Annotated in this window: 21 protein-coding genes and 1 pseudogene; 5 read left to right on the top strand and 17 right to left on the bottom strand. The window is 61.4% G+C overall.

Annotation, left to right across the window (positions count from 1 at the left end; all coding sequences use genetic code 11):
- Positions 1–23: 23 nt before the first annotated feature.
- The gene (locus tag X735_RS160375) at positions 24–1,034 is read right to left on the bottom strand and encodes an ATP-dependent DNA ligase (protein ID WP_023809496.1); all 1,011 of its coding nucleotides are present in this window, start codon (positions 1,032–1,034) and stop codon (positions 24–26) included.
- A gap of 224 nt (positions 1,035–1,258) precedes the next feature.
- Between X735_RS160375 and X735_RS160380 the strand changes: the two genes are divergently transcribed.
- From X735_RS160380 to X735_RS160390, 3 genes are all read left to right on the top strand, one after another.
- Positions 1,259–1,849, top strand: a complete 591-nt coding sequence (locus X735_RS160380; RefSeq protein WP_050592649.1) for a LysE family translocator — start codon at positions 1,259–1,261, stop codon at positions 1,847–1,849.
- A 247-nt stretch (positions 1,850–2,096) separates the two neighbouring features.
- A complete protein-coding gene (locus X735_RS160385) occupies positions 2,097–3,476 on the top strand; it encodes an Nramp family divalent metal transporter (RefSeq protein ID WP_348625573.1) in 1,380 nt (459 codons plus the stop codon).
- Positions 3,477–3,563: 87 nt separating this feature from the next.
- On the top strand, positions 3,564–4,058 hold the full coding sequence (locus X735_RS160390) for a hypothetical protein (RefSeq protein WP_023809493.1): 495 nt from the start codon (positions 3,564–3,566) through the stop codon (positions 4,056–4,058).
- A gap of 72 nt (positions 4,059–4,130) precedes the next feature.
- Here X735_RS160390 and X735_RS160395 read toward each other — a convergent pair whose 3' ends face one another.
- Positions 4,131–6,242, bottom strand: a complete 2,112-nt coding sequence (locus X735_RS160395; protein WP_023809492.1) for a catalase — start codon at positions 6,240–6,242, stop codon at positions 4,131–4,133.
- 291 nt (positions 6,243–6,533) lie between these two features.
- Between X735_RS160395 and X735_RS160400 the strand changes: the two genes are divergently transcribed.
- Complete coding sequence (locus X735_RS160400) at positions 6,534–7,097, top strand: sigma-70 family RNA polymerase sigma factor (protein ID WP_023809491.1); 564 nt, start codon at positions 6,534–6,536, stop codon at positions 7,095–7,097.
- On the opposite strand, the gene X735_RS1000000167145 is transcribed toward X735_RS160400, so the two are convergent.
- The 10 genes from X735_RS1000000167145 to X735_RS160440 all read right to left on the bottom strand — a co-directional run bounded on the left by X735_RS1000000167145 (position 7,098) and on the right by X735_RS160440 (position 15,996).
- On the bottom strand, positions 7,098–7,274 hold the full coding sequence (locus X735_RS1000000167145; RefSeq protein WP_023809490.1) for a hypothetical protein: 177 nt from the start codon (positions 7,272–7,274) through the stop codon (positions 7,098–7,100). It lies immediately after the preceding gene.
- A gap of 461 nt (positions 7,275–7,735) precedes the next feature.
- Positions 7,736–8,650, bottom strand: coding sequence for a class I SAM-dependent methyltransferase (locus tag X735_RS0133675; RefSeq protein WP_031212594.1), 915 nt, complete (start codon positions 8,648–8,650; stop codon positions 7,736–7,738).
- Positions 8,651–8,653: 3 nt separating this feature from the next.
- Entirely contained in the window at positions 8,654–9,628 is a 975-nt protein-coding gene (locus X735_RS160405; protein ID WP_032908818.1) for a GNAT family N-acetyltransferase, read from the bottom strand.
- Positions 9,629–9,636: 8 nt separating this feature from the next.
- Entirely contained in the window at positions 9,637–10,785 is a 1,149-nt protein-coding gene (locus X735_RS160410) for a glycosyltransferase family 4 protein (RefSeq protein WP_032908815.1), read from the bottom strand.
- Positions 10,786–10,791: 6 nt separating this feature from the next.
- Positions 10,792–11,724: a beta-xylosidase gene (locus tag X735_RS160415; protein WP_023809485.1), complete on the bottom strand. Its 933-nt coding sequence runs from the start codon at positions 11,722–11,724 to the stop codon at positions 10,792–10,794.
- Positions 11,717–12,379 carry a methyltransferase domain-containing protein gene (locus X735_RS160420; protein ID WP_023809484.1) on the bottom strand — a complete coding sequence of 221 codons (663 nt, stop codon included), beginning with the start codon at positions 12,377–12,379 and terminating at the stop codon, positions 11,717–11,719. Before X735_RS160420 ends, X735_RS160415 begins: the two co-directional genes overlap by 8 nt.
- Positions 12,380–12,381: 2 nt before the next feature.
- Complete coding sequence (locus X735_RS160425; RefSeq protein ID WP_023809483.1) at positions 12,382–13,185, bottom strand: sugar phosphate nucleotidyltransferase; 804 nt, start codon at positions 13,183–13,185, stop codon at positions 12,382–12,384.
- Positions 13,185–14,285 carry a glycosyltransferase gene (locus tag X735_RS160430; RefSeq protein ID WP_023809482.1) on the bottom strand — a complete coding sequence of 367 codons (1,101 nt, stop codon included), beginning with the start codon at positions 14,283–14,285 and terminating at the stop codon, positions 13,185–13,187. The genes X735_RS160425 and X735_RS160430 overlap by 1 nt, the downstream gene beginning before the upstream one ends.
- 14 nt (positions 14,286–14,299) lie before the next feature.
- Positions 14,300–14,896, bottom strand: a complete 597-nt coding sequence (locus tag X735_RS160435) for a histidine phosphatase family protein (RefSeq protein WP_023809481.1) — start codon at positions 14,894–14,896, stop codon at positions 14,300–14,302.
- On the bottom strand, positions 14,893–15,996 hold the full coding sequence (locus X735_RS160440) for a myo-inositol-1-phosphate synthase (RefSeq protein ID WP_023809480.1): 1,104 nt from the start codon (positions 15,994–15,996) through the stop codon (positions 14,893–14,895). Before X735_RS160440 ends, X735_RS160435 begins: the two co-directional genes overlap by 4 nt.
- Before the next feature lie 154 nt (positions 15,997–16,150).
- Between X735_RS160440 and X735_RS160445 the strand changes: the two genes are divergently transcribed.
- On the top strand, positions 16,151–17,893 hold the full coding sequence (locus X735_RS160445; RefSeq protein WP_023809479.1) for a hypothetical protein: 1,743 nt from the start codon (positions 16,151–16,153) through the stop codon (positions 17,891–17,893).
- Positions 17,894–17,902: 9 nt separating this feature from the next.
- Here X735_RS160445 and X735_RS160450 read toward each other — a convergent pair whose 3' ends face one another.
- The 5 genes and pseudogenes from X735_RS160450 to X735_RS160465 form a co-directional block, all read right to left on the bottom strand.
- Positions 17,903–18,088 carry a hypothetical protein gene (locus tag X735_RS160450; protein ID WP_023809478.1) on the bottom strand — a complete coding sequence of 62 codons (186 nt, stop codon included), beginning with the start codon at positions 18,086–18,088 and terminating at the stop codon, positions 17,903–17,905.
- Between the two features lie 94 nt (positions 18,089–18,182).
- Positions 18,183–19,229 (bottom strand): UDP-glucuronic acid decarboxylase family protein, encoded by a 1,047-nt coding sequence (locus X735_RS160455; RefSeq protein ID WP_023809477.1) that lies wholly within the window; start codon positions 19,227–19,229, stop codon positions 18,183–18,185.
- 23 nt (positions 19,230–19,252) lie between these two features.
- Positions 19,253–20,460 (bottom strand): annotated as a pseudogene (locus tag X735_RS1000000166725) (glycosyltransferase).
- The gene (locus tag X735_RS160460; RefSeq protein ID WP_023809476.1) at positions 20,457–21,551 is read right to left on the bottom strand and encodes a glycosyltransferase; all 1,095 of its coding nucleotides are present in this window, start codon (positions 21,549–21,551) and stop codon (positions 20,457–20,459) included. Before X735_RS160460 ends, X735_RS1000000166725 begins: the two are co-directional and overlap by 4 nt.
- Positions 21,548–22,678, bottom strand: coding sequence for a glycosyltransferase (locus X735_RS160465; protein ID WP_023809475.1), 1,131 nt, complete (start codon positions 22,676–22,678; stop codon positions 21,548–21,550). The genes X735_RS160460 and X735_RS160465 overlap by 4 nt, the downstream gene beginning before the upstream one ends.

Here is a 22,678-nt window from a genome sequence, read left to right as displayed (position 1 = left end):
GGAAGCGATCTCCCCGGAGCGGTCTATTCGATCTGCTCGAACGTGCATTGCCGTGGCGCCTTGTCGGGGCGCCAGCGCAGCAGTTTGGTGCCGTGGCGAAACCGATTGCCGGTAACGTGGTCGAAGCGGACCTCCACCACCAGTTCAGGTTCCAAGGGTTCCCATTGTCCGCTGCGCTCCGTGCTCCAGCGGCTCGGGCCGCCGGGCGCCTTGCCGGTGAATCCGGGCTCTGACCGCAGCCCTTCCAGCCGGCGCGTGAGCGCTCCTCTGTCGGTCCTGGCGATGGTCGACGTGAAGCCGACGTGATCGAGCTTGCCGTCGTCATTGTAGAGGCCGAGGAGCAGCGAGCCGACCTCACGACTGTCCGCGAGATAGCGGAAACCGCCGACAACGCAATCGGCGGTGCGCCTCGGCTTTACCTTCACCATCGCACGTTCGCCGCACAGATAATGCTCATCGAGCACTTTGGCCACGATGCCGTCGGTCGATGCATGGCCGGAGCCGTTTAGCCATCGAGCCGCCGTGGCTGCATCATAAGCGCACTTCGACAGGCGAAGATCTGGACTGTTCGAGGAGGTCGCGAAGTCCTCGATCGCTCGCCGCCTTTCGACAAGTGGCTTGCCCGTGATGACCTCGCCGCCCGGCCTGGCAAGCATGTCGAAGAGGATCAGACTGGCAGGCGTCTGCGAACTCAGTTTGCGGATTCTGCTTTGTGCTGGGTGAAGGCGCATCTGCAGCGCTTCGAAGGAAAGCTCACCGTCAACCTCAATGACAATCTCGCCGTCGATGACGAAGTGCCCGCGCTTGAGGTCACGCAAAATCTCCGTGATTTCTGGAAAATAGCGGCCGAGCGGCTTGCCGGATTTGGCGCGCAGGTCAACGGCGTTGTCGCTCTTGAAAGCCAGGCAGCGAAATCCGTCCCATTTGGGCTCGTACTGCCAGCGGTTCCCGTCCCTGGGGATTTCATCGGCAAGCCTGGCCTCCATCGGAGGAGTGTCCAGCGGGAGCGGGAAGGCGTTTATCGGTTCATGCACGGGTCAGGCCTCCAAAACCGGTTCAGGAACGGCTCCGGCTTTTCAACTTCCAGGACTGGCACCGCGTTCCATCTGACGGTTCTGCCTGGTTCTTCGCGATGGGACATTTTCATTTGCCGCGGAACCCGGATGACGGCTGGTCGCTTTGATGTCATCGGCAACGCGAGCGGAGATGTCCCATCGATCCCTCATTGTGGATAGCTTTTGTCGGAACCGTCATTCTGATGCAGATGCCGCCAGGCCCCGACAGCATGCTGGTGATGGCACGCGGCATCGGGCAGGGGCGCGACGTGGCGCTGTTCACGGTGCTCGGCATGACGCTGGGCGCCGGACTTGTGCAGCTTCCGCTGATTGCATTCGGCCTGTCCTCGCTTGTCCACGCCTCGCCCCTGGCGTTCAATCTGCTTCGATGGGCCGGGGCGGCCTACATCGTCTGGCTGGGTATCCGGCTGCTGCTTTCATCCTCGGCAACCATTCCCACGGGTGACCTCAAGGCCCTGCGGCCGCTCGCCGCCGCCCGGGAAGGAATGATCGCCAATCTGAGCAATCCCTGGCCTTTGATGTTCATGGTTGCGTTCCTGCCGCAATTTGTCGATCCGCATAGGGGCTCCGTCACGTTGCAGCTGGTGCTGCTTGGCGCAACACAGAAGATAACCGGTGTGCTGGTGCTGGGAGCCTACGCCTTGGCATCGGGCGCGGCCGGCGCATGGGTCATGCGGCACCCTCGCGCAAGGCTTTGGCAGCAGCGGCTCGCCGGCTGTCTCATCATCGGCCTCGGCGTGCGGATGGTGATCGGCGGCGGTACGAGCCGCTGACGAAGCGGATGAACAGCCGGGCCCCACACTCGACTTTGGCGCCGCTGGACATTCCTTCAAAGAATAATTTTGTGCCACGTCGCCTGAATGACAGGCTTCGACACAAGCATTCTCTTCTTCAGGGGAACGGAGCATTCGCTTCGATGTTCGGCTCCGCCGAAAGAACCCGCATGGGATGAATCGCCGTCGCGGACCGGGACTGTGTCCAGGAACAAAAAGCCTGACCAGAGGTTCGAACTCGATCTCAATGCAGCTTGAAACGGCTGCTTCATCGGCATCCGATTGGAATGTTCGTCATGATTTCTTGCGTGGCCCCGGTAAAGACGCGCCTTCAATGAACAAGCCACCTGAAGAGGGCCAAAGGGCAAGAGAGCCAAAAAAAGGCGGCGTCGTTCGGGCTCTCGGGCTTGGTCTGATCACCGGCGCGGCCGATGACGACTGCTCGGCTATCGGTACCTACGCGAGCGCCGGAGCGCGGTTCGGGCCCGACCTGCTGTGGACGGCACCTGTCACGCTGCCGATGATGTATCTCGTCGTCTATCTTTCATCCAAACTTGGCCAGGTTTCGGGTCGCGGGCTTTTCAAGGTCATATCGGACTTCTATCCGCGTTGGCTGCTATGGTCTGTGCTGGTGGGCGTACTGATTGGCAACACGATCGAGGCAGCCGCCGACCTTGGCGCCATGTCGGCGGCCATTGTGCTGTTTGTTCCGCTGCCTGCTCCGTTGGTCGTCATTGTCGTCGCGATCGTCATTTTTGCCCTGCAGGTGTTCGGATCGTATAAATTGATCCGAAATGTGTTCCGGTGGCTGGCTCTGGCTCTGCTTGCCTATGTGGTCTCCGCGGTGCTTGCCAAACCGGATGCCGCCTCCGTTCTGCGTGGCACGCTGTTGCCAAAAATCGAGTTCAGCCGCGAATACCTGTCCATCCTCGTCGCCATCGTCGGGACCACGCTCTCCGCATACCTTTACACGTGGCAGTCCAATCAGGAGGTGGAGGAGGAGATCGCCAAGGGTCGAACGAGCCTCGAAGAGCGCAAAGGAGCCACCGAGGGCGAGCTGCGCCGATCCCGCCGCGATATCCTGATCGGCATGACGTTTTCCAATCTGATCATGTATTTCATCATCCTTTCGACAGGGTCGACGCTCTACAAGGCCGGGCAGACGCAGATCGAGACAGCGGCACAGGCGGCCGAAGCGCTGCGGCCGCTTGCCGGCGACGCTGCCGGCATTCTCTTTGCGGCCGGTGTAATTGGCGTCGGCTTTCTGGCCGTGCCGATCATGACCGCTGGCGCTGCTTTCGATTTCGCTCAGGCGATGGGATGGAAGAATAGCTTGCATGCCAAACCCCGGCAGGCTCCCAAATTCTACATCGTGATCGGGGTCATAACGCTGGTGGCGGTGGGCCTCAATTTCTTCGGCTTCAACCCGATGAAAGCGCTGGTCTGGTCCGGCATCGTGCAAGGATTTTCAACGCCGCCGCTGCTGCTTCTCATTCTCATCATGACCAACAACCGCAAGATCATGGGTGACAAGGTCAACAGCACAAGTACGAACATCCTGGGTGGGGTGACGATCCTGGCGATTCTTGCGGCGTCGGCGGGGCTGGTAGCAAGCTGGTTCCTGTAGCTCGCCGGGCGTGAAGGATGTTCAGGCCTGGTGGAACATCGGCGGTCAAATGTCGTTGAGACGTTTGTGGGAGAAAGAAGGTTGTCCATGTCAAAGTTGCAGGCCGCCACTCCGGATCGTTTAAGGCAACTCAGGCTTGAAGCTTCAGCACATTTCGCTCCGTTGATGCTGAACGAGGCCCTGTTGCGCCTTTCCCATGCCTGCGGAGCCGACAGCCTCGACCGCTTCGAGAAAGCCATGGTTGATCAAATCGAGGCAGCAAAGGACGATCGGGCCGATTTCGAATCGATCAAGGAATTCGCGATCGAGCAGCTTTACGCCCTGGTCCGGAACGCCAACGATTCGCCAAAAAAGAAACAGGCACTTGAGAAGATAGACACGCGCAGAACGCCCGGCCGTTCCGAAGAACCACAGACGCTCGAGGACCAACTGCAGGCGGGGTTGGAGGATTCCTTTCCGGCGAGCGATCCGCCCTCGGTGGTGTCCACGACCATTTCAGGCGGAGCAAAGAAGCTGGTCGGGACCGACGAGGTCCTGGAAAAGCAGCGGCAACAAGCGTCCAGCAAGGAAGGCCGCTCGTAGATCGCGGTGGCGGCTGGTGTGGCGGCAACCAAGGCCTGCGGACACGCCAACGGAACAGCTGGCGCCATCGCATCAAAGCTTGACAGCCGCCTCCCGCGCCCAGAGCCGCAGTTTGCGGCATGACTGCACAAACGCAGTTACCGAAGCTGCCGAATCCAGCCGCGTCAACCCCTCATCGGCATCGGGAGCGACGCCTGCTTTGATCAGGAGCGGCTCGGCCCCTGTGGTGAAGCCGATGAACTTGCAGTGCGCAAACGCATCAGACACGAAATCCTTCGCAGCGGCCTCCTTGACCAGCAACTCGGCGCCCGCCTCGGAGAGGAGCAGCACCACCGCGTCGAACAATACGGATGGACCGCCGTCGATCATGTGCCTTGCCTCGATGTGAGTGCCGTCGGCGGTTTCGACGCCGCCCACCTTGGGCGCAACCACCTCCATCACCGCGCCTTCCGCTTCGATGGCGGAACGAAGTTCCTCGAACAGCGCGACATCGGCTCCATCGCTAAGCATGACACCGACTTTGCGGCCTTCAAAACTATCAGGCCCATTTTGAATGATGCTGAGCGCCGGCGACGGCGGCAAGTCATCACGCGGCGTAACGGCGGCTTCGGCAGGTTCGGGCAGGTCACGGACGCCGAGCTTGTCGGCGACCGTGGTCGCCAGCGTTTCATCGATGTTCAACAAATGCGAAACCATGCGCTCGCGGATCGCCGGTGCCTGGACCTTGCTCAGTTCAAATGTCAGCGCCATCGCGATGTGACGCTGCTCCGGTGGTGTCTGGCTGTTGAAGAATTGCCGGGCCTGGCTGTAGTGATCGGCGAAGCTCTCCGCGCGCAGACGTACTTTCTGCCCTTCTTCGGCATCGGCGAAAGAACGGAAGCCACGCTGCGGATCCTCGCGCGGTCCCAGTCCCCATGAGTTCGGCTCATAATTGGCGCGACCGGCCGGGTTGCGCATGGCCATGTGCCCGTCCTGTTGAAAATGGGCGAACGGGCACTTCGGCGCATTGATCGGCAGATGGGTAAAGTTCGGGCTGCCCAGCCGTTTCAATTGGGTATCGAGATAAGAGAAGTTGCGGCCTTGCAGAAGCGGATCGTTGGAGAAATCGATTCCGGGCGGCACATTCTGCGTCATGAACGCCACCTGCTCGGTCTCGGCGAAGAAATTATCCGGCATCCGGTCGAGCACCAGCCGACCGACCGGAATTGGTTCGAGGACCTCTTCGGGAATGATCTTCGTTGCATCCAGGATATCGAAGTCGAAACTGTCGGCAAACGCCTGATCGAACAGTTGCACCGTCAACTCCCATTCCGGGAAATTGCCGGCCTGTATGGCCTCCCACAGATCGCGGCGATGGAAGTCGGGATCGGCGCCATTGATCTTGACCGCCTCGTTCCAGACCACCGATTGCATGCCGAGCTTGGGTTTCCAGATGAACTTGACGAAGGTGGATTCGTCCTTCGCGTTGACGAGGCGGAACGTGTGCACACCAAAGCCCTGCATGAAGCGGAAGGAACGCGGGATCGCGCGATCCGACATGATCCACATCACCATGTGCATCGATTCCGGCATCAGGCTGATAAAGTCCCAGAAATTGTCGTGCGCCGTCTGTGCCTGCGGAAAGGCACGGTCGGGCTCCTGTTTGGCAGCGTGGATCAGGTCGGGAAACTTGATGGCGTCCTGGATGAAGAAGACCGGGATGTTGTTGCCGACCAGGTCCCAATTGCCTTCCTTGGTGTAGAGCTTGACCGCGAAGCCGCGCACGTCGCGGGCGAGATCGAACGAGCCCTTGTTGCCGGCAACCGTCGAGAAACGAACGAATGCCGGCGTCTTCTCACCAACTCGCTGGAAAATGTCGGCACGTGTGTATTTGGCAAGTGACTCGTAGGTCTCGAAAAAACCATGCGCACCGTAGCCGCGGGCATGAACGACCCTTTCCGGGATGCGTTCGTGGTCGAAGTGGAAAATCTTCTCGCGAAAGTGAAAGTCCTCGATCAGCGATGGTCCGCGCTCACCGATCCGCAATGTGTTTTGGTCGTCGGAGACAGGCGTTCCGAGCGCCGTCGTAAGGGCAGGCGTTTCGTCCCCCGCGATCTGGTGCAACTCGCCGCCATTTCCGCGCGCGCTATTCTGATCCAGTCCACTTGCCGATTGGCGAGCGGAGGGGCGAGCGGATTTGGCCATGACAGGTCCTCGATCGATACCGGAAGGTTGAAGTGGTCAAGCCATCAAACTGCCGGTGAGCGGCTTTGTTCCCGTAAAAAATGGACGCTGGAGACACCGCTGTCGGAGGAGCCGTGACTGCTGCGGCGATGGTGCGCGCCGATCGGATGACAGATATCTCCGCCTGCGCAGAATTTATGAAGAGTTGTCTCCAGCACGAGGAACGAACCAAACTTCCATGCATTTAGCTGGGGCTGCGTTCACACACTCTTTCTTCTGGGAGCTGGACCATTGTCATCCGGAGGCTGCCTTTTGGCCGACCAGGAAACCAGTGAAGTTTCCATCGTTGACCTGATACCTGCCCTGCGGGCATTCGCGCGCACCTTCTGCCGCGTCCCCGACGACGCCGACGATCTCGTGCAGGAGACACTGACCAAGGGTCTCGCCAACATCGACAAGTTCGAACCCGGTACGCGCATGAAGTCGTGGCTCTTCACCATCATGCGCAACACTTATTACACCCGGGTCAAGATCGCTGCCCGGGAGGCGCCCGGCCTGCTCGATTGCGCGTCTTCGAGGCCAATTTCGGAAGCTACCCAGGAATGGACGGTTCAGAGCAGGGAAGTTCACGGCGCCATTCAAAGGCTGCCTGAACACCAACGCGAGGTCCTGATGCTGATCGGCGTTTTGGGAGTGAGCTACGAGGAAACCGCCGACATATGCGGTTGCGCGGTCGGGACGGTCAAAAGCCGCCTGAACCGTGCGCGCGCCAACATCCTTGAATTCCTGGGGGAGAGTTCGCTGCAGACATTGATGGAAAGACGAAACCAGCTGTCGGATGGTCAGCTCGATGTCGAGGTCGACGGCCGCAGATAGTCAGTTCTTCACGTCGCGTCGACGTTTCTCGACGAGCGCGTTTTGCAATTCGATCGCCAGCTCGGTCAGGCGATCTGGAATTTTTTCCTGCTCTATGGCGGCCAGCAGGGAAGCAATCTCCTGATCCACAGCCATCTCGACATGCGGATCCGCGGTATCGTCGCTCGAACGAGACATCACATTCTCTTGATAGCGGTCCCTTGATCCTAGTGTGGTGGTAAGCGCCTTGCATTACAAGGCGGTGTCCACCGCCAAGAAGCTCACCAGCGGCCCCTTGCACAGGTTTATTTCCTTGCTGCTCCTTCGTCGCCGCGGGCCATGGACGCGCTGCGGTAGCGTTCAGTCCTTAGGCAATCGGTCAGCGGCGTGACCCGGATATTGATCGGACTTGATCCGATTGCCGTCCTGCCCGCGCTCCTGGCCATGCTGCTTCTTGTCGCGATTCGACAAGACCGCGTTTTCTTCGATCTCGTCCTTCTCCGGTGAGGTCACCGCGCCGGCGTCGGCACTCTTGCCTGGCTACTGCGGCCGAAATGTTTTTTACCGCCGGATGCCATGATATCCTCCTTCGAATCGGGGACACTCGTCGGTGCCCGTTGTTCGACGTCCGAACTGGCATCGCGCTGTAATGTTCCGCTTCACCCAGCGAGCAGAAAGGCGTCGCCATCCCACGACCGAAACGGCTTCTCGCCGTCGATGAGGACCCGCAATTGATGAGCTTGCGCCAGACGGCCGATGTCATCGCGGTCTGAGAGAAGTGATCCGCGATAGGAATAGTTCAGCAAGGCGAGCCAGCCCGGCCGTTTCAGAACGCGCGCAATTTCGTCGAAATGCCGATCAGCCATGCCGGCCAGAACCAGATAGGGAAAGCTGTCCACCGCCAGCACGCAATCGAAACTGGCATCGGCGAATTCGGACAGATCGAGACCGGAGGTTTGTCGCAACTCGACATTGCCGAGCGCGGCGCATTGCTCGGAGGCGATGGAGATCATCCGCGGCGATATGTCGATGCCGACCATCCGCTTGAAGGATTTGCACAGCGCACGCTCGAAACGGCCGATGCCGCAACCGATGTCGAGGATGCTCCGTTCCCTTCCGGTGAATTCTCGCGATTCCAGCCATGCAACGATTTCGTTGGTCGTGGCTGTGAGCCTTGCCTCATCGCCGAGGGATGCCAGTTGGACACTCGCGGCTCCCGAAATCGCTGCCGCGGCATCGAAGCTGGAGGCCAGCCGCCTGACGACAGCGACATTCGTCTCATCCTCATCGCGCTCATGCCGAACGGCGCCACCCGTTGCCTGCAACATGGCGAAGACGTCTGGCTTGCAGCGCAGCAGTCCGGCGACCTTTCGCAGCCTTGCTGCGTCGCCGGCATCCGCCGGCTGGACCTTCAGCACGACCTCCGCCAATTCCGCCGCTCCAATTGTGGGCGGCAGGTGGAGCGCCAGTCTGACGAGAACGCCTTCGGCGCAAATGCCATCAGCCACGCAGTCTTCAACCGCCAGCCTGACCGATGTCGGGCGCTGGGCGGCTTTCGGTGCGGTTACACTCATGCATCAACTCCGCGTCCAGATCCTGCGCGTCGTCCACCTGTCGACGGCGCCCCAGCCATATTTATAGGCCTCCTGGCCGCGCAGGAAATCGAACTCGCGCGCATCTTCGCGGATCGCTTCCGCGATTGCGTGGCCAATCAGGATCGCGCCTGGGCTCTCCTCGGCATAAGCAGGGTCGAAGCCACCGAGGTACGCATAGGCACGGCCGCGGTGGTGAAATCCGTAATAGGCGCCGACGGTCCCGCCATCGATCGCGAACAGCCAGCATCGCACCAGACCGTGAGCATCGAGCACGGGAAGTGAGAGCCGATGGAATTGCTCGACGGCGGCGTTGGCCAACACACCGCCTCCTTGTTCGGCCCAGCGCATATTGTGCAGGCGGATCAATTGATCGAGGAAGGTTTGCGGACTGCCGCTCGCCGACGACAGCGCGATCCGGCCGCATCTTGATGCGGCTTGACGCGCCCGACGCAACTGGCGTCTGCGTCTTGCGGGGACGCAGCCTGCAAGCGTTTCGTCGCCGGCGAGGGCGAGCACGGGGCAGGCGGCATGGGCGGTCGGCCAATCCATCTCGGGATGCGTCATCGCAAGGGCGACGCTGTCCTGCGGCAAGTCCGACAAGATCCATTGCACCCACCCGATCGAGAGGATCGACTCGGCGACAATGGCGACGACCTCGGCTTCGATCCCAGGGACAGCCAGAATGTCCAGGTAGTCGCTGAGCGAAATGCCGACCGGAAGCAGCTTCGAACCGGCGGTCCCATGCTCAAGATAGAGCGGCGCCAGCCCGACCAGATCGCCGCCGCGCCATACCGCGACCGTCGCCAGTTCACCGGGTGCGAATGCGTGCCACCATGGCACCAGCCAGGCGGGAGATTGAAACGGCGTCGCCGAGGGACTCTGCTGCCACAGTTTCCACCAGTGCGGCGTCAAGGCGTCGAATTGTGCGAGGTCACCGATGATTTCGCTGCGCAGCACAGCTTTACTCACGGCACCGCGGCGAAGCGCCGGCGACCACTGCCAAGCTGTGCCAGCGCCTGATAGGCGTCCATGTAAGACGAGATCATCCGTTCCAGCGAAAACCGCCGTCGCGCTTCGGCCCTGCATGTCTCGGCATCCAAGCTGGACGCCGCAAGAATGGCTTGGGCCATCTCATCGACCGTGTCGACGAGAAAGCCCGTCCTGCCGTGCTCTATGACATCGGGAAGCGCACCATTTGGAAAGGCGACTACCGGGGTACCGCAGGCGAGGGCCTCCATGGCCACAAGCGAGCTGGTCTCGGCTGCGAGGCTCGGAATGACCAGACAGCGCGCTGCGTTGAGAATGCGTCGCTTGGCGGTGAAGCCGAGCGGGCCAAGGAAGCGGCGGCGGCCATCGAGGCGAGATTGGACCTCATCGCGAAAGTACCGCGTATGCGTTTCATAGGGATAGACCTTGCCGCCGATGACCAGCGGCACATCTGCCTGTTTGGCTGCGTCGAGCGCCAGGTGGACGCCCTTTTCCGGGCAAACCCGGCTTAGAACAAGGGCAAAGTCGCGCTTCGGCTGCAGCAGGGTCAGTGCTTCGATGTCAACGCCGTTTGGAATCGGCGCCGCCAGCCTGGCGCCTGATGGCGCGGTTTTCTGCTGGCTGGTCGAGACCGCATGGAGCCAGAGGTCACCGCGCGTCGGGCGCAATGCCGCGGCCGGATACCAATCCAATGGCAGGTGGAGGGTCACCAAGGTCGGACCATCGTCGGGCAGATAAGCGTCGAAATCAATGCCGTGCAGATGAACCACGTCGATGGGCCATCGGGCGCGGGCAGCCGCGATCGCGTCGCGATGGGCCTGTTGGGCGCGGCTCTTCGCCGCCTCGTCGAGTACGCCGTTTTCGGCCGGTATTTCCACAAGCGTGCCGCTCGTTCTGGAGCCTCGGCAGCCAATGACGATAGATCGATGACCGGCCTGAACCAGTGCCCGATCGAGCATCGACAGAACCTGTTCGGCACCGCCGACAGCGTCGGGGCCGACGGGTGCGAGAGGGTAGGCGACATTGAGGACGGTGAGCGTCGCGGCCGGTCGCGTCTCGTTGCCCTGCGCCGCATCTCCACCTGTCAACGGCGTCGCGGAGCCCGGCATCTGATGCATAGGCACCATGACATTTCACGCGGCCGAGGCCCGCTGCGTGGGGAGCGAGGCGGATGTCATGCCAGGCGCATAGCGGCGGATCATGGTTGAACAGAATTCCGCGAACTCCTCCGGCACCAGGGGGGGGCTGGTGTGGTGGGGCATCATTCCGCGGTGCTGAGGTGTGAAGCAGAAGGTGACCGTCACATCGAAATCGGCGAGTGCTTCCATCTGCCGGTCGAACCAGTCCAGCGCATTCGGCCGAAAGCTGTCCGCCCAGGAAAGCCCGGTACGCATATTGGTGACACCCAGCCGCTTCATCCAGGCGACCGCATCGTCCAGCCGCGGGTCTTCGAAATGAAACCACTGCACCAGGCCCATTGCAGGTGCATGGCGCAGGAATTCCTCCAGCGCGGGCTTTGGCGTGCCGTCCTGGCGCAGCAGCCCCATATGGAAATGCCGGTAATAAGACGAGCCCTCGGCTTCGCGGTGCCGCGTCGTTGCTTCCCATTCACGCGGAAGATCATAGAGGCTGTACCACTGGATGCGTGGCGCATTGCCGAGCAGCAATTCAGCTGTGCGCTTGAGCCCCCAGACTTGGATTTCCTCGGCGCCGAAGGTCGATACGCCGACTTCGCTGACCCAGATGGGAAGGTCGGTGACGGTCGCGATCTCGCCGATCTTCTGCGGCCACTCCTGGATCTGCCACAGATTCCAGTCGAGGGGAAAGCCGTGCACAGCGACGGCATCTACATGATCCAGCACGCCGAATTCCTTCATGCGGGTGATGAACCCCGGATCTATCGGCGAGATGCCGCCGAGCACTTTGGTCAAAGCCGGGTTTTCAGATGCGATTGCGTCCGCCGACAGGATCGCCATCCTGGCAAAGCGGCTCCAATCAGGGTCGAGTTCCGGGTCCCAATGCGATTTGTTGTTGGGCTCGTTCCAGATCATCGCGGCTTCAATCATGGCGCTGTCCTTTCGAGGGGTAGACGGGACCGCCACTGGCCGGGTCGCCGGCGGCGCGGCAGAAATAGACCTCCTGCTCCGGATGCAGGACGATTTCAAATCCGGCGCTGCGCAGCATCGCTTCGGTGCAGGCGCGGTTGGGAATCCACCAGTTGGTCGGGTCATCGGCATAGCGGTGCTCGATGAAATGGAGCTTGGGAAATTCCGGCCGGTCGAACAGGTCATGCGTCCAGAAATGATAGTTCTCTTCCATCTCGGGCAGATCTGTGCTGCCGCGCTGCATGGACTGGAAGATCATCAGGTCACCGGCGACATGCTCACGGATAAGGTCGAGCGCGAGCAAGGGGTGGCGCAAGTGATAAAGCACCCCCATGAACAGCACGATATCGAATGTTTCGCGCAGGGCGCCGACGTCGTAGACCGAAAGNCGCCGTTTCATCTCGATGGAATAGAAACCGGCATTGCAGCCGATATCCAACACCGTCTTGCCTGTCAGATCCGCGGGAATGGCCTCGGCGAATTTGCGCCATTTGATCAGCGGATAATTGCCGAGAAAATGGTTGGGAGCGGTTTCGACACCCGCCAGTTCCATGTTGTGGAACCATGGGCCGAGAGCATCGATACGGCGGCGGATTTCGGCATGGGAATGCAGCATGATCAGGCTCCTTCGCCGGGAACGACAGGCACATGCGAACGGGCACCTGGCATAATCGTGGCGGTTTGGTGATGGACGGGTGCGGCGCCGTCCTCGAGCAGCCGCAGAGCCGTGCGATAGCCATTGAACGTGCCGACATCGACATAGGCGGACCCAGCCTTGACGCCGGAGGCTTGACCTCCGGCCGCAAGGTAGGCGTTGACCAACGTGCCGATATATTCGTCACGGCATTCCCGCTCGCGCCAGAGTGCCGCAAGCTGATGCAGAATCTGGCCCGGCATCTTGAACGCACCCCAAACCCAGTTCGTGCCGGCATCCTGTTGCTTGACCTGGATTTCGATCACGCGCTCGTGGTCATCGACAATGACGGCGTCGAAGAATTCCGGACGATCCACCGGGAAGAGCAGAAATGAAAGCTGATCGTCAGGCAAATGACAGAAGCCATCCTCGGGAAACCAGATCGTGTCGGGAAGGCCGACCAGGACGACCTCATTGGGCGCGACGAGAGGAGCTGCCCGAAAAATCGCATCGCAAAGCCCAACCGGATTGGGCTGCACCACGAAGAGAGCCGCGGCGTCACCATAGCCGGCGGCGTAATATTCGAGGATGTCGGATTTGCCCGATCCAATGATGAAGCAGATCTTGTCGACGCCGGCGCGCACCATCCGCCGCACCAGATACTCGCTCACGGCGCAGGGACGCTCGGTCTGCCCATCGATCCGACTGCCGACCGGCAGCAGCTCTTTGGAGAAGCCGAGCGGCTGAATGCGGCTGCCGCGCCCGGCAGCGGGCACGATGCCCAACATCAGACTGCTTCCATCATCGGTTCGCCGGGAGATCTTTGAAAGGCGTCGTTTAGAATGTGGTCCAGCTCCGCCGCGCGCCGGGCAGAGGTGTGTTCGTCGAGAACCCGTTCGCGCGCTCGGGTTTTGATGGCATCGAGTTCTCGTGCGGGTAAGGCGAGCGCCGCGACGACGTCATCGGTGTCGTGGGCCAGCAGGATCTCGCTGCCGGGTTCGAAGAAGCTGCTTAGGCCGGGCCAGGTGTCGGTTATGATCGGCACTCCACATGCCGCTGCTTCAAACAACCGGCCCGAAGGGCACCAGCCTTTTTGCGCCATCGCCTCGCGGGTGACATTCAGCGTCAGACGAGAGGATGAGAAAAACGCCGGGTGATCGGCCGGCGGAAGGTGCCTGACGAAGAAGATGTTGTCGCTCCACGGGAACTCCTGCGGGTATTGTGCGCCGCCGATGACGAAGCGCTGGTCCGGCAAGCGCGCAGCTGGGCGAACCAGCAGATTTTCGACTGCTGCCTGGCGATCTGGCGCATAGGTTCCGAGATAGGACAAATCGGCCCTGAAATCGGCTCGCGGCGCTGCCGGCCGGTGTTGGTCGGGATCGACATGCCCATAGAGCGGCACCACGTAGCGCGCACCCAGCACCGTCTTTAGCGCGTCGATCGCCGGGCCGCCTGTGTAACTCAGGACGAGATCGAAATCCGCAAGACCCTCGGGGCCGAAATAGGGTGGACGCTCACCTTGTTCGATGCGGGCAAGCGTGACTGGAGTGTCCAGATCGTAGAAGACCCGCACTCCGCGCCCTGCCTGCTGCGCCAGCCGCGAGGCGTCCACGGCGTCGGGACAATAAGAGGTGACGATCACGACATCCGATCGTTTGATCGTTTGCTCCGCGACCCGGCGGATGTCCTCCCAGTCCGGGTAGAGCACGACGTTGCCGCCGTCCAGATGATCGAGATCGCGCGTTCCGGCATAGTAGGGTGTGTCGCGTTCGAAGAAGGTAATGGACCAGCCGCGCCGGGCGAGGGCTCTGATCAGTCCCCTCCATAAAGTGGCATGGCCGTTACCCCATGAAGACGTGACGGTAAGACCGAAAATGACCATCTGCATCCGGCAAATCCTCGTCAGGCAACTTCGTTCAATCGGATCAGCTTCGCCCCCCAGTCCCCCGACACGATCGTCGTGATCGAGGCGGGATCGATGTCGAAGCGAAAGCAGTCACCGGCCGGCAAGCCAAGGACGGTGCAGACGGCGACCTTGATCACATCGGCATGGCTGACCAGGGCGACGCATTGGTTCTGATGCCGCTCGCGGACCGCGGCCATCAGCGACACAATGCGTTGCTGGACATCCTGCATGGTCTCGCCACTCGGTGTCCTTGCCTCCTGCCGCTGGTCATTCCACGCTCGCCAACTGGCGTCGCCATTCAGCTCATCGAAAGTCTTTCCCGACCAGTCGCCGAAGTCGATCTCGTCGAGTTCGGCGCAGATCGCGATGTCCCCGACACCGCAGGCTAGCGCGATTGGCAGCGCCGTCTCTCGCGTACGCTCACGCGGGCTGCACAGGATCGCGACGATAGGCTCCCGGGCCATGCGGCCGCCAAGCTGCGCTGCCTGTGCCTTGCCGGCATCGCCGAGGCAAACGCCGTCCATCCGGCCTGCAAGATAAGAGCCGACATTGTCGTGTGCCGCATGGCGGATCAGAAAGAAGGTCGTCGTCATTCTGCGGCATCGAGCAAAGGCTCGTCCTTGCCAGCGATGAACGCAAGCGTGCGCTGCCGCGCTTCGGCGTCGGTGAACTGTTCGGGAGGCGACTTCATGAAATAACTGCAGGGACCGGTCAGGGCACCGGCTATGCCGCGATCGAGCGCCAGCTTGGCGCAGCGTAACGCATCGATCACCACGCCGGCTGAATTTGGAGAATCCCAGACTTCCAGCTTGAGTTCGGCATTGAGCGGCACGCCGCCGAAAGTCGTGCCTTCCACCCTTATATAGGCCCATTTGCGATCGGTGAGCCAAGGCACATGGTCGCTCGGGCCGACATGGATATTGCCCGGCTCCAGGGGAACATCGAACTGGCTGGCCACGGACTGTGTCTTCGAGATTTTCTTCGATTCCAGCCGCTCGCGTTCCAGCATGTTGAGAAAATCGGTGTTGCCGCCGAAATTCAGCTGATAGGTGCGGTCGATGCGCACGCCGCGTTCGCGAAAGAGATTGGCCAGCAACCGGTGCACGATGGTCGCGCCGACCTGGCTCTTGATATCGTCGCCGACCAGCGGCAGTCCTCGCTGCTCAAAGCGCCGGCGCCATTCCGGACGTGAGGCGATGAAAACGGGTATGCAATTGAGGAAGGCGCAGCCGGCCTCGAGTGCGCATTCGGCATAGAAGCAGGTCGCCTCCTCGGAACCCACCGGCAGGTAGGAAACCAGCACGTCAGCGTTGCTGTCGCGCAGGATCTCGCTGACATTGGCAACCGGCTCCGGAGCTTCTTCAATCTCGTCACGCAAATATTTGCCGATCCCGTCCAGCGTCGGTCCGCGCTCGACGCGAACGCCGGTTGTCAACGCGTCGGCAAAGCGGAACGTGTTGTTGGGGGCGGCGTAGATCGCTTCCGCGACGTCGAGGCCAACTTTGCTCCTGGCGACATCGAATGCGCAGACAATCTCGATGTCGTCGACATGGTAGCCGCCGAGGTCGGCATGCATCAGCCCAGGGATTGGTTCGTTGCTTTTCGCGTGACGGTAAAAGGAGAGGCCCTGCACGAGGGAGGATGCGCAGTTGCCGACACCAACGATACCAACACGAACCTTTTTCGATCCCACGAACCGCCACCCTATGTTGTTCAAAGGTAAGTTCCTGGCGCCGAACCATCAGCGTGCCGGAATGTTCCTCGCCCATCGAAAAATTGCGTGAGACAGCATGGATCGAAGCTGCATTCGATGCGTTGCCGCACGGCAAGCATTGGAAAACCGATCGATGATCGTCTACGGCGACCACAAGCAGACGCAGAACGCACAACAGCTTCGCGAAGCAGCAAGCGAAATGGCCGAAAGCCTGGATCGGATGTCTCATGGCATCCAACGCCATGCTGCATTGGTCGGACTGTTCATCAGCGTGTCGGAGCTGGTTCAGGCGCTTGCCGATGTCGATTTCGAAACTAGCGGCATCGACATCTTTTCGCCACGACAACAGCAAGGCGCCAGGTTGCTGGTCGGACTTGCGGCAGAGGTGGCGAAGTCGTGGCGAAGCGGTTTTGACGCCGGCGGTGGCATCGACCCGGGACTTTTCAAACTGCTGGCCGGGCTCGACTGCCAGGCCGAGGTTCTGACCGGCTCTGCCGAGGGTTATGCGCATTATGCGCTTTATCCCGAAAGCTATTTGGACGCGGCGCAGAAGTCGGGTCTCGATGCGAACACATGCGTGATCGGCGTCCGCAGCATTGGCCTCGGGCTGGCAGCTATGGTGGCGGCCTCGATTGGTGCGCCGGCACCATTCAGCGTTCGCCCGATCGGCCATCCCTTCCGCAGGCATATCAACGCCGATCCGCGGTCGATCGCCACTTGGATGAACAATCCATCGGCGCGTTTCGCCGTTGTCGACGAGGGTCCTGGCCTGTCCGGCAGTTCGATGCATGCCGTTATCGTGTGGCTGCGTGAACTGGGTATCGATACGGACCGCATTCACCTGTTTCCCAGCCATTCAGGCGGCCCGGGCATCGAAGCGTCGCGGGAGGCTCGGGAGACATGGTCGCGCTGTCCGAAGCATGTGGCGACGGCGTTTGAATGCACCTTCTCCGAAAGCTCGAAAATTCCCACGTTGCGCGACTGGGTGGCCGAGGCGGTCGGCAGGCCGGAATTAAGCCTGACCGAGCTATCTGGCGGCGAGTGGCGGGCCGCCCACTACGCCGATGAAGGGCGCTGGCCGCCGAGCCCACGCGGTAACGAGCGGCGCAAATTCCTGGCGTCCGCCGGGCGTGACCGCTGGCTCGTCAAATTTGCCGGCCTCGGCGAAACCGGACTGCGCAAGAAACGAGCCGCGGGGATGTTGTATGAAGCCGGGTTCGGATCGCAAGTTGTCGCGCTTTGCCATGGCTTTCTGGTTGAACGGTGGATTGACGGCACCACGATGGATCAGGCGCCGCTGCCCAGGGAAAGACGGATCGCGGAGTTCACAAATTACCTGGCCTGGCGTGCGGTCAATCTTCGAACTTGCGAACCGGGTGCATCATTGCTTGCACTCGCGGAGATGGCTGTTTCCAATGCGTCGGAAGCCGTGGGCGAAAAACGCGCGGCGACGTTGCGCGGTTGGCTCTCGAAACAGACCCCCGCGAGCGGGCTGCAGCGGGTTGAAATCGACGGAAAGCTCCAACCGTGGGAATTTCTCGTTCGTGCCGACGGCAGGGTGCTCAAGACAGATGCTGTCGACCATTGCCGGGCACACGATTTGATTGGCTGCCAGCCGATTGAGTGGGACATTGCCGGCGCCCGTGTCGAGTACGGGCTATCCGACAGCGATGTGAGGACCCTGGTCCAAGGAATGAAGCTTGCCATCGACAACGGCCACATCGGCTTTTTCGAACCGTGCTATTTGGCATTCCAGCTCGGGCTCTGGAGCACGGCTGCGCAATCTGAAAATGGCCGGGAAAAAGCAAGGCTGGCCGCGACGGCAGACCGATATAGGATGCGACTGATACGGTTCCTGGACGAATGCCGGCCATGATCGTTCCGATCAGTCCAGCCTTCGCAACATGTCTGCTTCCTGCTCGAGAATAGTGGCCACTTCCTCCCGCTGGAGATGCGTCATCATCAGGCTGACGCAGCACTCGAGATAGGTGATCGAGGCGCGCCGCAGATAGGCAGCCGTCTCGTGTTCGGCCATCTGGTCGATCTCTCTCGCGGGTCGCTTGGGTCGCATGAGGATGATCCTCCGTATCGGGTCCTCCCGCCAAACCACAAGCTTGGGCGGATGTTCCGCACGATCTCGGGAAAGATTCGACCGCCGGCTCGCATCATGCCGGAAGGTTCTGCAGCCCGCCGGATGCGGGTCTCGCCCTTTTGGCAAAGCCTGTCATCTGATCGCCGATGCGACTGCCTTCGAGCGCCGCGAAATAATCGATCGTCAGCTTGAGCCCTTCGTTGAGGGGCACCTTCGGTGTCCAGCCGAGCAGCGCTTTTGCACGCGAAATATCGGGCTGCCTGCGCCGAGGATCGTCTTGCGGCAGCGGCAGAAATCTCAGATCCGATTTGGTGCCGGTCATCGCCTTTACCAACGCCGCCAGTCGCACGATGCTGAATTCTCCGGGATTGCCCAGGTTGACCGGCTTGCCCGGATTGGGATCGATATCCATCAGTCGCCTCAATCCATCGATCTGATCGGAGACGTAGCAGAAGGATCGCGTCTGCAAGCCGTCGCCGAAGATCGTCAGAGGACGTTTCTCGAGCGCCTGCATGATCAGGTTCGAGACGATGCGGCCGTCCGCCGGATCCATTCTCGGACCGTAGGTGTTGAAGATGCGCGCGACGCGCACGTCGGCTTTGCCGGCTCTAAGATAGTCGAAGCAAAGCGTTTCGGCGGTGCGCTTGCCCTCGTCGTAGCAGGCGCGTGGGCCGGTGCAGTTCACATGGCCAACATAGTCCTCCTTCTGAGGATGTTGCTCCGGATCGCCATACACTTCGCTCGTCGAGGCCTGTAGCAGCCGCGCGTTATTGTGGGCAGCGAGTTCAAGCAGGTTGAGCGTGCCGATCACACAGGTTCGCGTGGTGTGGATCGGGTCGGCCTGGTAACGCGGCGGCGAGGCAGCGCATGCCAGATTGAAGATACGCTCCACGGGCTCGCCGAGATCCAATGGCCGGCAGATGTCCTGCTCGATCAATCGGAAACCCGGCTGGTCCATGATCGAGATGATGTTCTCCATGCGCCCAGTCAGGAAATTGTCGGCGCAGATCACGCGCCAGCCGTCGCGGAGCAATGCTTCGCAAAGATGCGAACCGAGGAATCCCGCACCGCCGGCAACAAGCACTGCCTTTGCCCTTTGCGCGTTTCTTTTTTGTCGCATCGTCGTTTTCTCCTGTATGCCGGTCATGCTGCGCTTCCGATGTCGAAATCGAGGGCCGCCGCCCTTGGCTGTGTCAACGCCGCCACGAATTCGCGGGCCCTGGCCGCACCGGTGTGGAATGCGAGGACGCGTTCGCGGGCCCGGCGGGCCATGGCCCGGCGTGTGCGCTCGGACTCGCCGAAGAGGATCTCGACGACAGCGTCCGTTTCTCCGGCGGTGTGGATCGCCGATGCGGGAAAGAAGCTGTCGAGCCCTGGCCAGCGATCGCTGATGATGGGCGTGCCGCAAGCAGCCGCTTCGAACAGGCGCACACTGGGCGACCATCCGGCAGCGATCATGGAACTGCGTGTGACGTTCAGCGTGTAGCGCTGACGGCTGTAGAACGCGGCATGATCGGCGGGCGGCAAATGTTCGATGCGTTCGACATTGTCCGGCCAGGTGATGTCGGATGGGTATTGCGAGCCCGCTACGACGAAACGGCGGTCCGGCATATNTGATCGGCGGGCGGCAAATGTTCGATGCGTTCGACATTGTCCGGCCAGATGATGTCGGATGGATATTGGGAGCCGGCCACGACGAAACGGAGGTTCGGCATATGCCGTGCGGGCTCGAGCAGCAGAGCGTTCAGCGTTGTCTGCCGGTCCATGCTGTAGGTGCCGAGATAGCCGAGATCCCAGCGGATCGGATCGCCGGTCCGGTGATGCCGTTCCGGGTCGGCCGAGCAGTAGAGCGGTTCGGCTCGGCGCGCGCCGAACTCCTCCACCAGATGGCCAAGCATCGGCCCGCCGGTGAACGAGAAGTAGACATCGAAATACGGAATCTGCCGCCAGCTCAGATAATCGCAATCATCGGCCGAAAGCTGCGCCACGGTCACCGGTGTGTCGATGTCGTAGAAGCAGAAGCGCCCCTTGCAAAATGAAGCGACGATGTCGATGACCACGCGCCCTTCCGGCACGAAGGAGCCGATGACGACGATGTCGGCCTGCTCCAGGCACCGGGCGTAGTCGCGTTGCAACTCCGCAGTGGTTTCGTAGTAGCGCAAGGCGCAGAAATCCGGATCTCGCAGATCGCGGTGGTTGGCGTACCACGGCACGTCGCGCTCCAGAAAGGTCACGCGGTGGCCGAGTTCGTGCAGACCTTTCAGCAGGCCTCGAAACGTCGTGGCGTGGCCGTTTCCCCAGGACGAGGACAGCGACAGGCCGAGAAAGACGATGTTCAATTGCTTGGTCATTCCGCTGCCTCCACGGTCCCCTGCTCGAAATGACGTTTGAAGACGGCATCGGCCACGTCCGCCCGCAGCGCGTAGGTATGGTCGGCCAGCACGCGGCAAAGTGCGGCCTGGCCGATTGCTTTTGCACGACTGGAGGTCAGCGAGCGCATGATCTCGGCGACATCGCCGCCGTCGCGTGCCACCAGGATCTCCTCGCCTGGTTTCAGGAACAGTTCCACGCCCAGCCATGCGTCGGTGATGAGGCAGGCACCGGCGCCAGCCGCCTCGAAGACACGCGTGGCCGGTGAAAAACCGTTTACGGCCATGCTGTCGCGGCTGATGTTCAGCACTGCCTTGGGTGTGACGTTGAAGGCATTATGATCGCGGGTGCCAACGTGACCAAGCCAGCCGACGTTGGCGGGAAGCGGCTTGTCCCCCCAGCCAGATCCGCCGAGCAGAAAACGCTGTTTCGGAAGCTGGCTTGCGGGATCGAGGAAGAACGCTTCGACGCGTGCCTCACGATCCGGCAGCCGGTTGCCCAGGAACGCCAGATCGCAAGCGAAACGCGCATTGCTGGCGACCGGGTGATGCGTTTGGGGATCGAGCGCATTGTAGATCGGCACGCATTCGTTCGCCCCCATGGCACGGTAGGCCCAGACGACGGGGTCGCCGCCGCCATAGGTCAGCACAAGGTCGATTTCTTGCAGGGCGCCATGGAGCGGATGGTCCGGTTCGTCGCGCAGCTGGGCAAGGGTTGCTGGAGCGTCCACGTCCCAGAATACCACCAGCGCGTCGCTGCGGGCGTGGTCGAGGACGGCGCGCAGCAGCGCCTCGTCCTCGAAACCGACGCCACTCGCCTTGACGACGATGTCGGCGCTGGCGGCGCGTGCCGCGACCTGCATCAGTGCGTGCTGGGTCGCTTCATATACGACCACAGTGCACCAGTCAGGCGCCTCGATGTCGCGGTTCTTCTGCCGGTCGTAGACGTCGGGCTCATAGAAGGTGATTTCGTAGCCCAATTGGGAAAGCGCCTTCAGCAACCCGCGATAGTAAGTCGCGGCACCGTTCCAGTAGGACGACAAGAGGCTCGATCCGTAGAATGCCATCTTCATGCGGCGGCTTCCTTTGCGGTGGTCTTGTTGATGGTGTGTTCGGCTGTGCATTCCGTGAGCACGCCGAACAACTCGTCGACGCGGTGCGAGCAGGTGTGCCGCGAGCGGATGGTCTCGAGACCCGAAGTCACCAGGGAAGCCGCGAAATCCGCATCGGCCAATACCGCCCGCAGGTGTTGCCGCATTTGCGAGCCATTGTGGGCAAACAGAAAGTCGACGCCGGGCCTGAACAGCTGCTCGACATCGGACCATGGTGCTGAAATCAGCGGAATGCCGCAGGCGAGCGCCTCGAACATGCGGATCGTCGGAATTCCGGGCAAACCCTCACGATAGGGGCGCCGTGGGATGTGGACGGTGACACGATGCGCGGCGAACGCCTTCGGCACGTCGGCATTGGCGATCCATCCGTCATAGCGCAGTCCGGCGGCGGCTAGGTCCGTGAGCGCCGGCTTGGGATAGCGGACGCCGTGCACCGTGGCCTCGAGGCCGAGATCGCGGACCGGCTTGATCAGAAACTCCCTGAGTTCGACGGTTCGTTCATCGTCGCCCCAGTTTCCAATCCAGACCAGATCGGACGTGACGTGGATCTCCGGGTGCGGCTTGAACAGGCGATCGTCCGCGGCTTCATGCCAGGTGAAGACGCGCTTGCCCCAGCCGGCGCGCAGATAGCTCTCGCGCAAGGCCTCGCCAAAGGCGAGAACGCCGTCATAGTGCTCCAACCGCAGCGCCGAGATTGCCTCGGTGGCCGATACGGCCCGGTGGTGGGTGTCATGAAACAGAAGGATGAAGTTGCCGCCAGCGGCCCGGGCACGGCCGAGGCGTGCGACAAGCTCCGGATCCGTCCACTCATGAACGATCACAACGTCGGCCTCAGCGATCCACGCTTCGTGATCGAACCCGGCATCGTAGGTCACCGGCATCAGTTCTGGGAAATCCTTGCGGAAGCGTTCGATAGCGAAGGATCCCTTCTCGGCCAGCAGGTTCGAACGGCTCCAGCCGTCCGCGGGCTCCAGCGCGACCGCCTGGTGCCGGCGCGCGACCAGTTCCCGCATGATACCGCGCAGGAAATGGGCATTGCCGTGGTTCCAGTCGGAAACGACCGAGTGGGTGTAGAACAGAAAGCGCAT

This window comes from Mesorhizobium sp. L2C084A000 (assembly GCF_000502875.1).
Taxonomy (GTDB): domain Bacteria; phylum Pseudomonadota; class Alphaproteobacteria; order Rhizobiales; family Rhizobiaceae; genus Mesorhizobium.
This window is presented reverse-complemented; position numbering and strand designations above follow the sequence as displayed.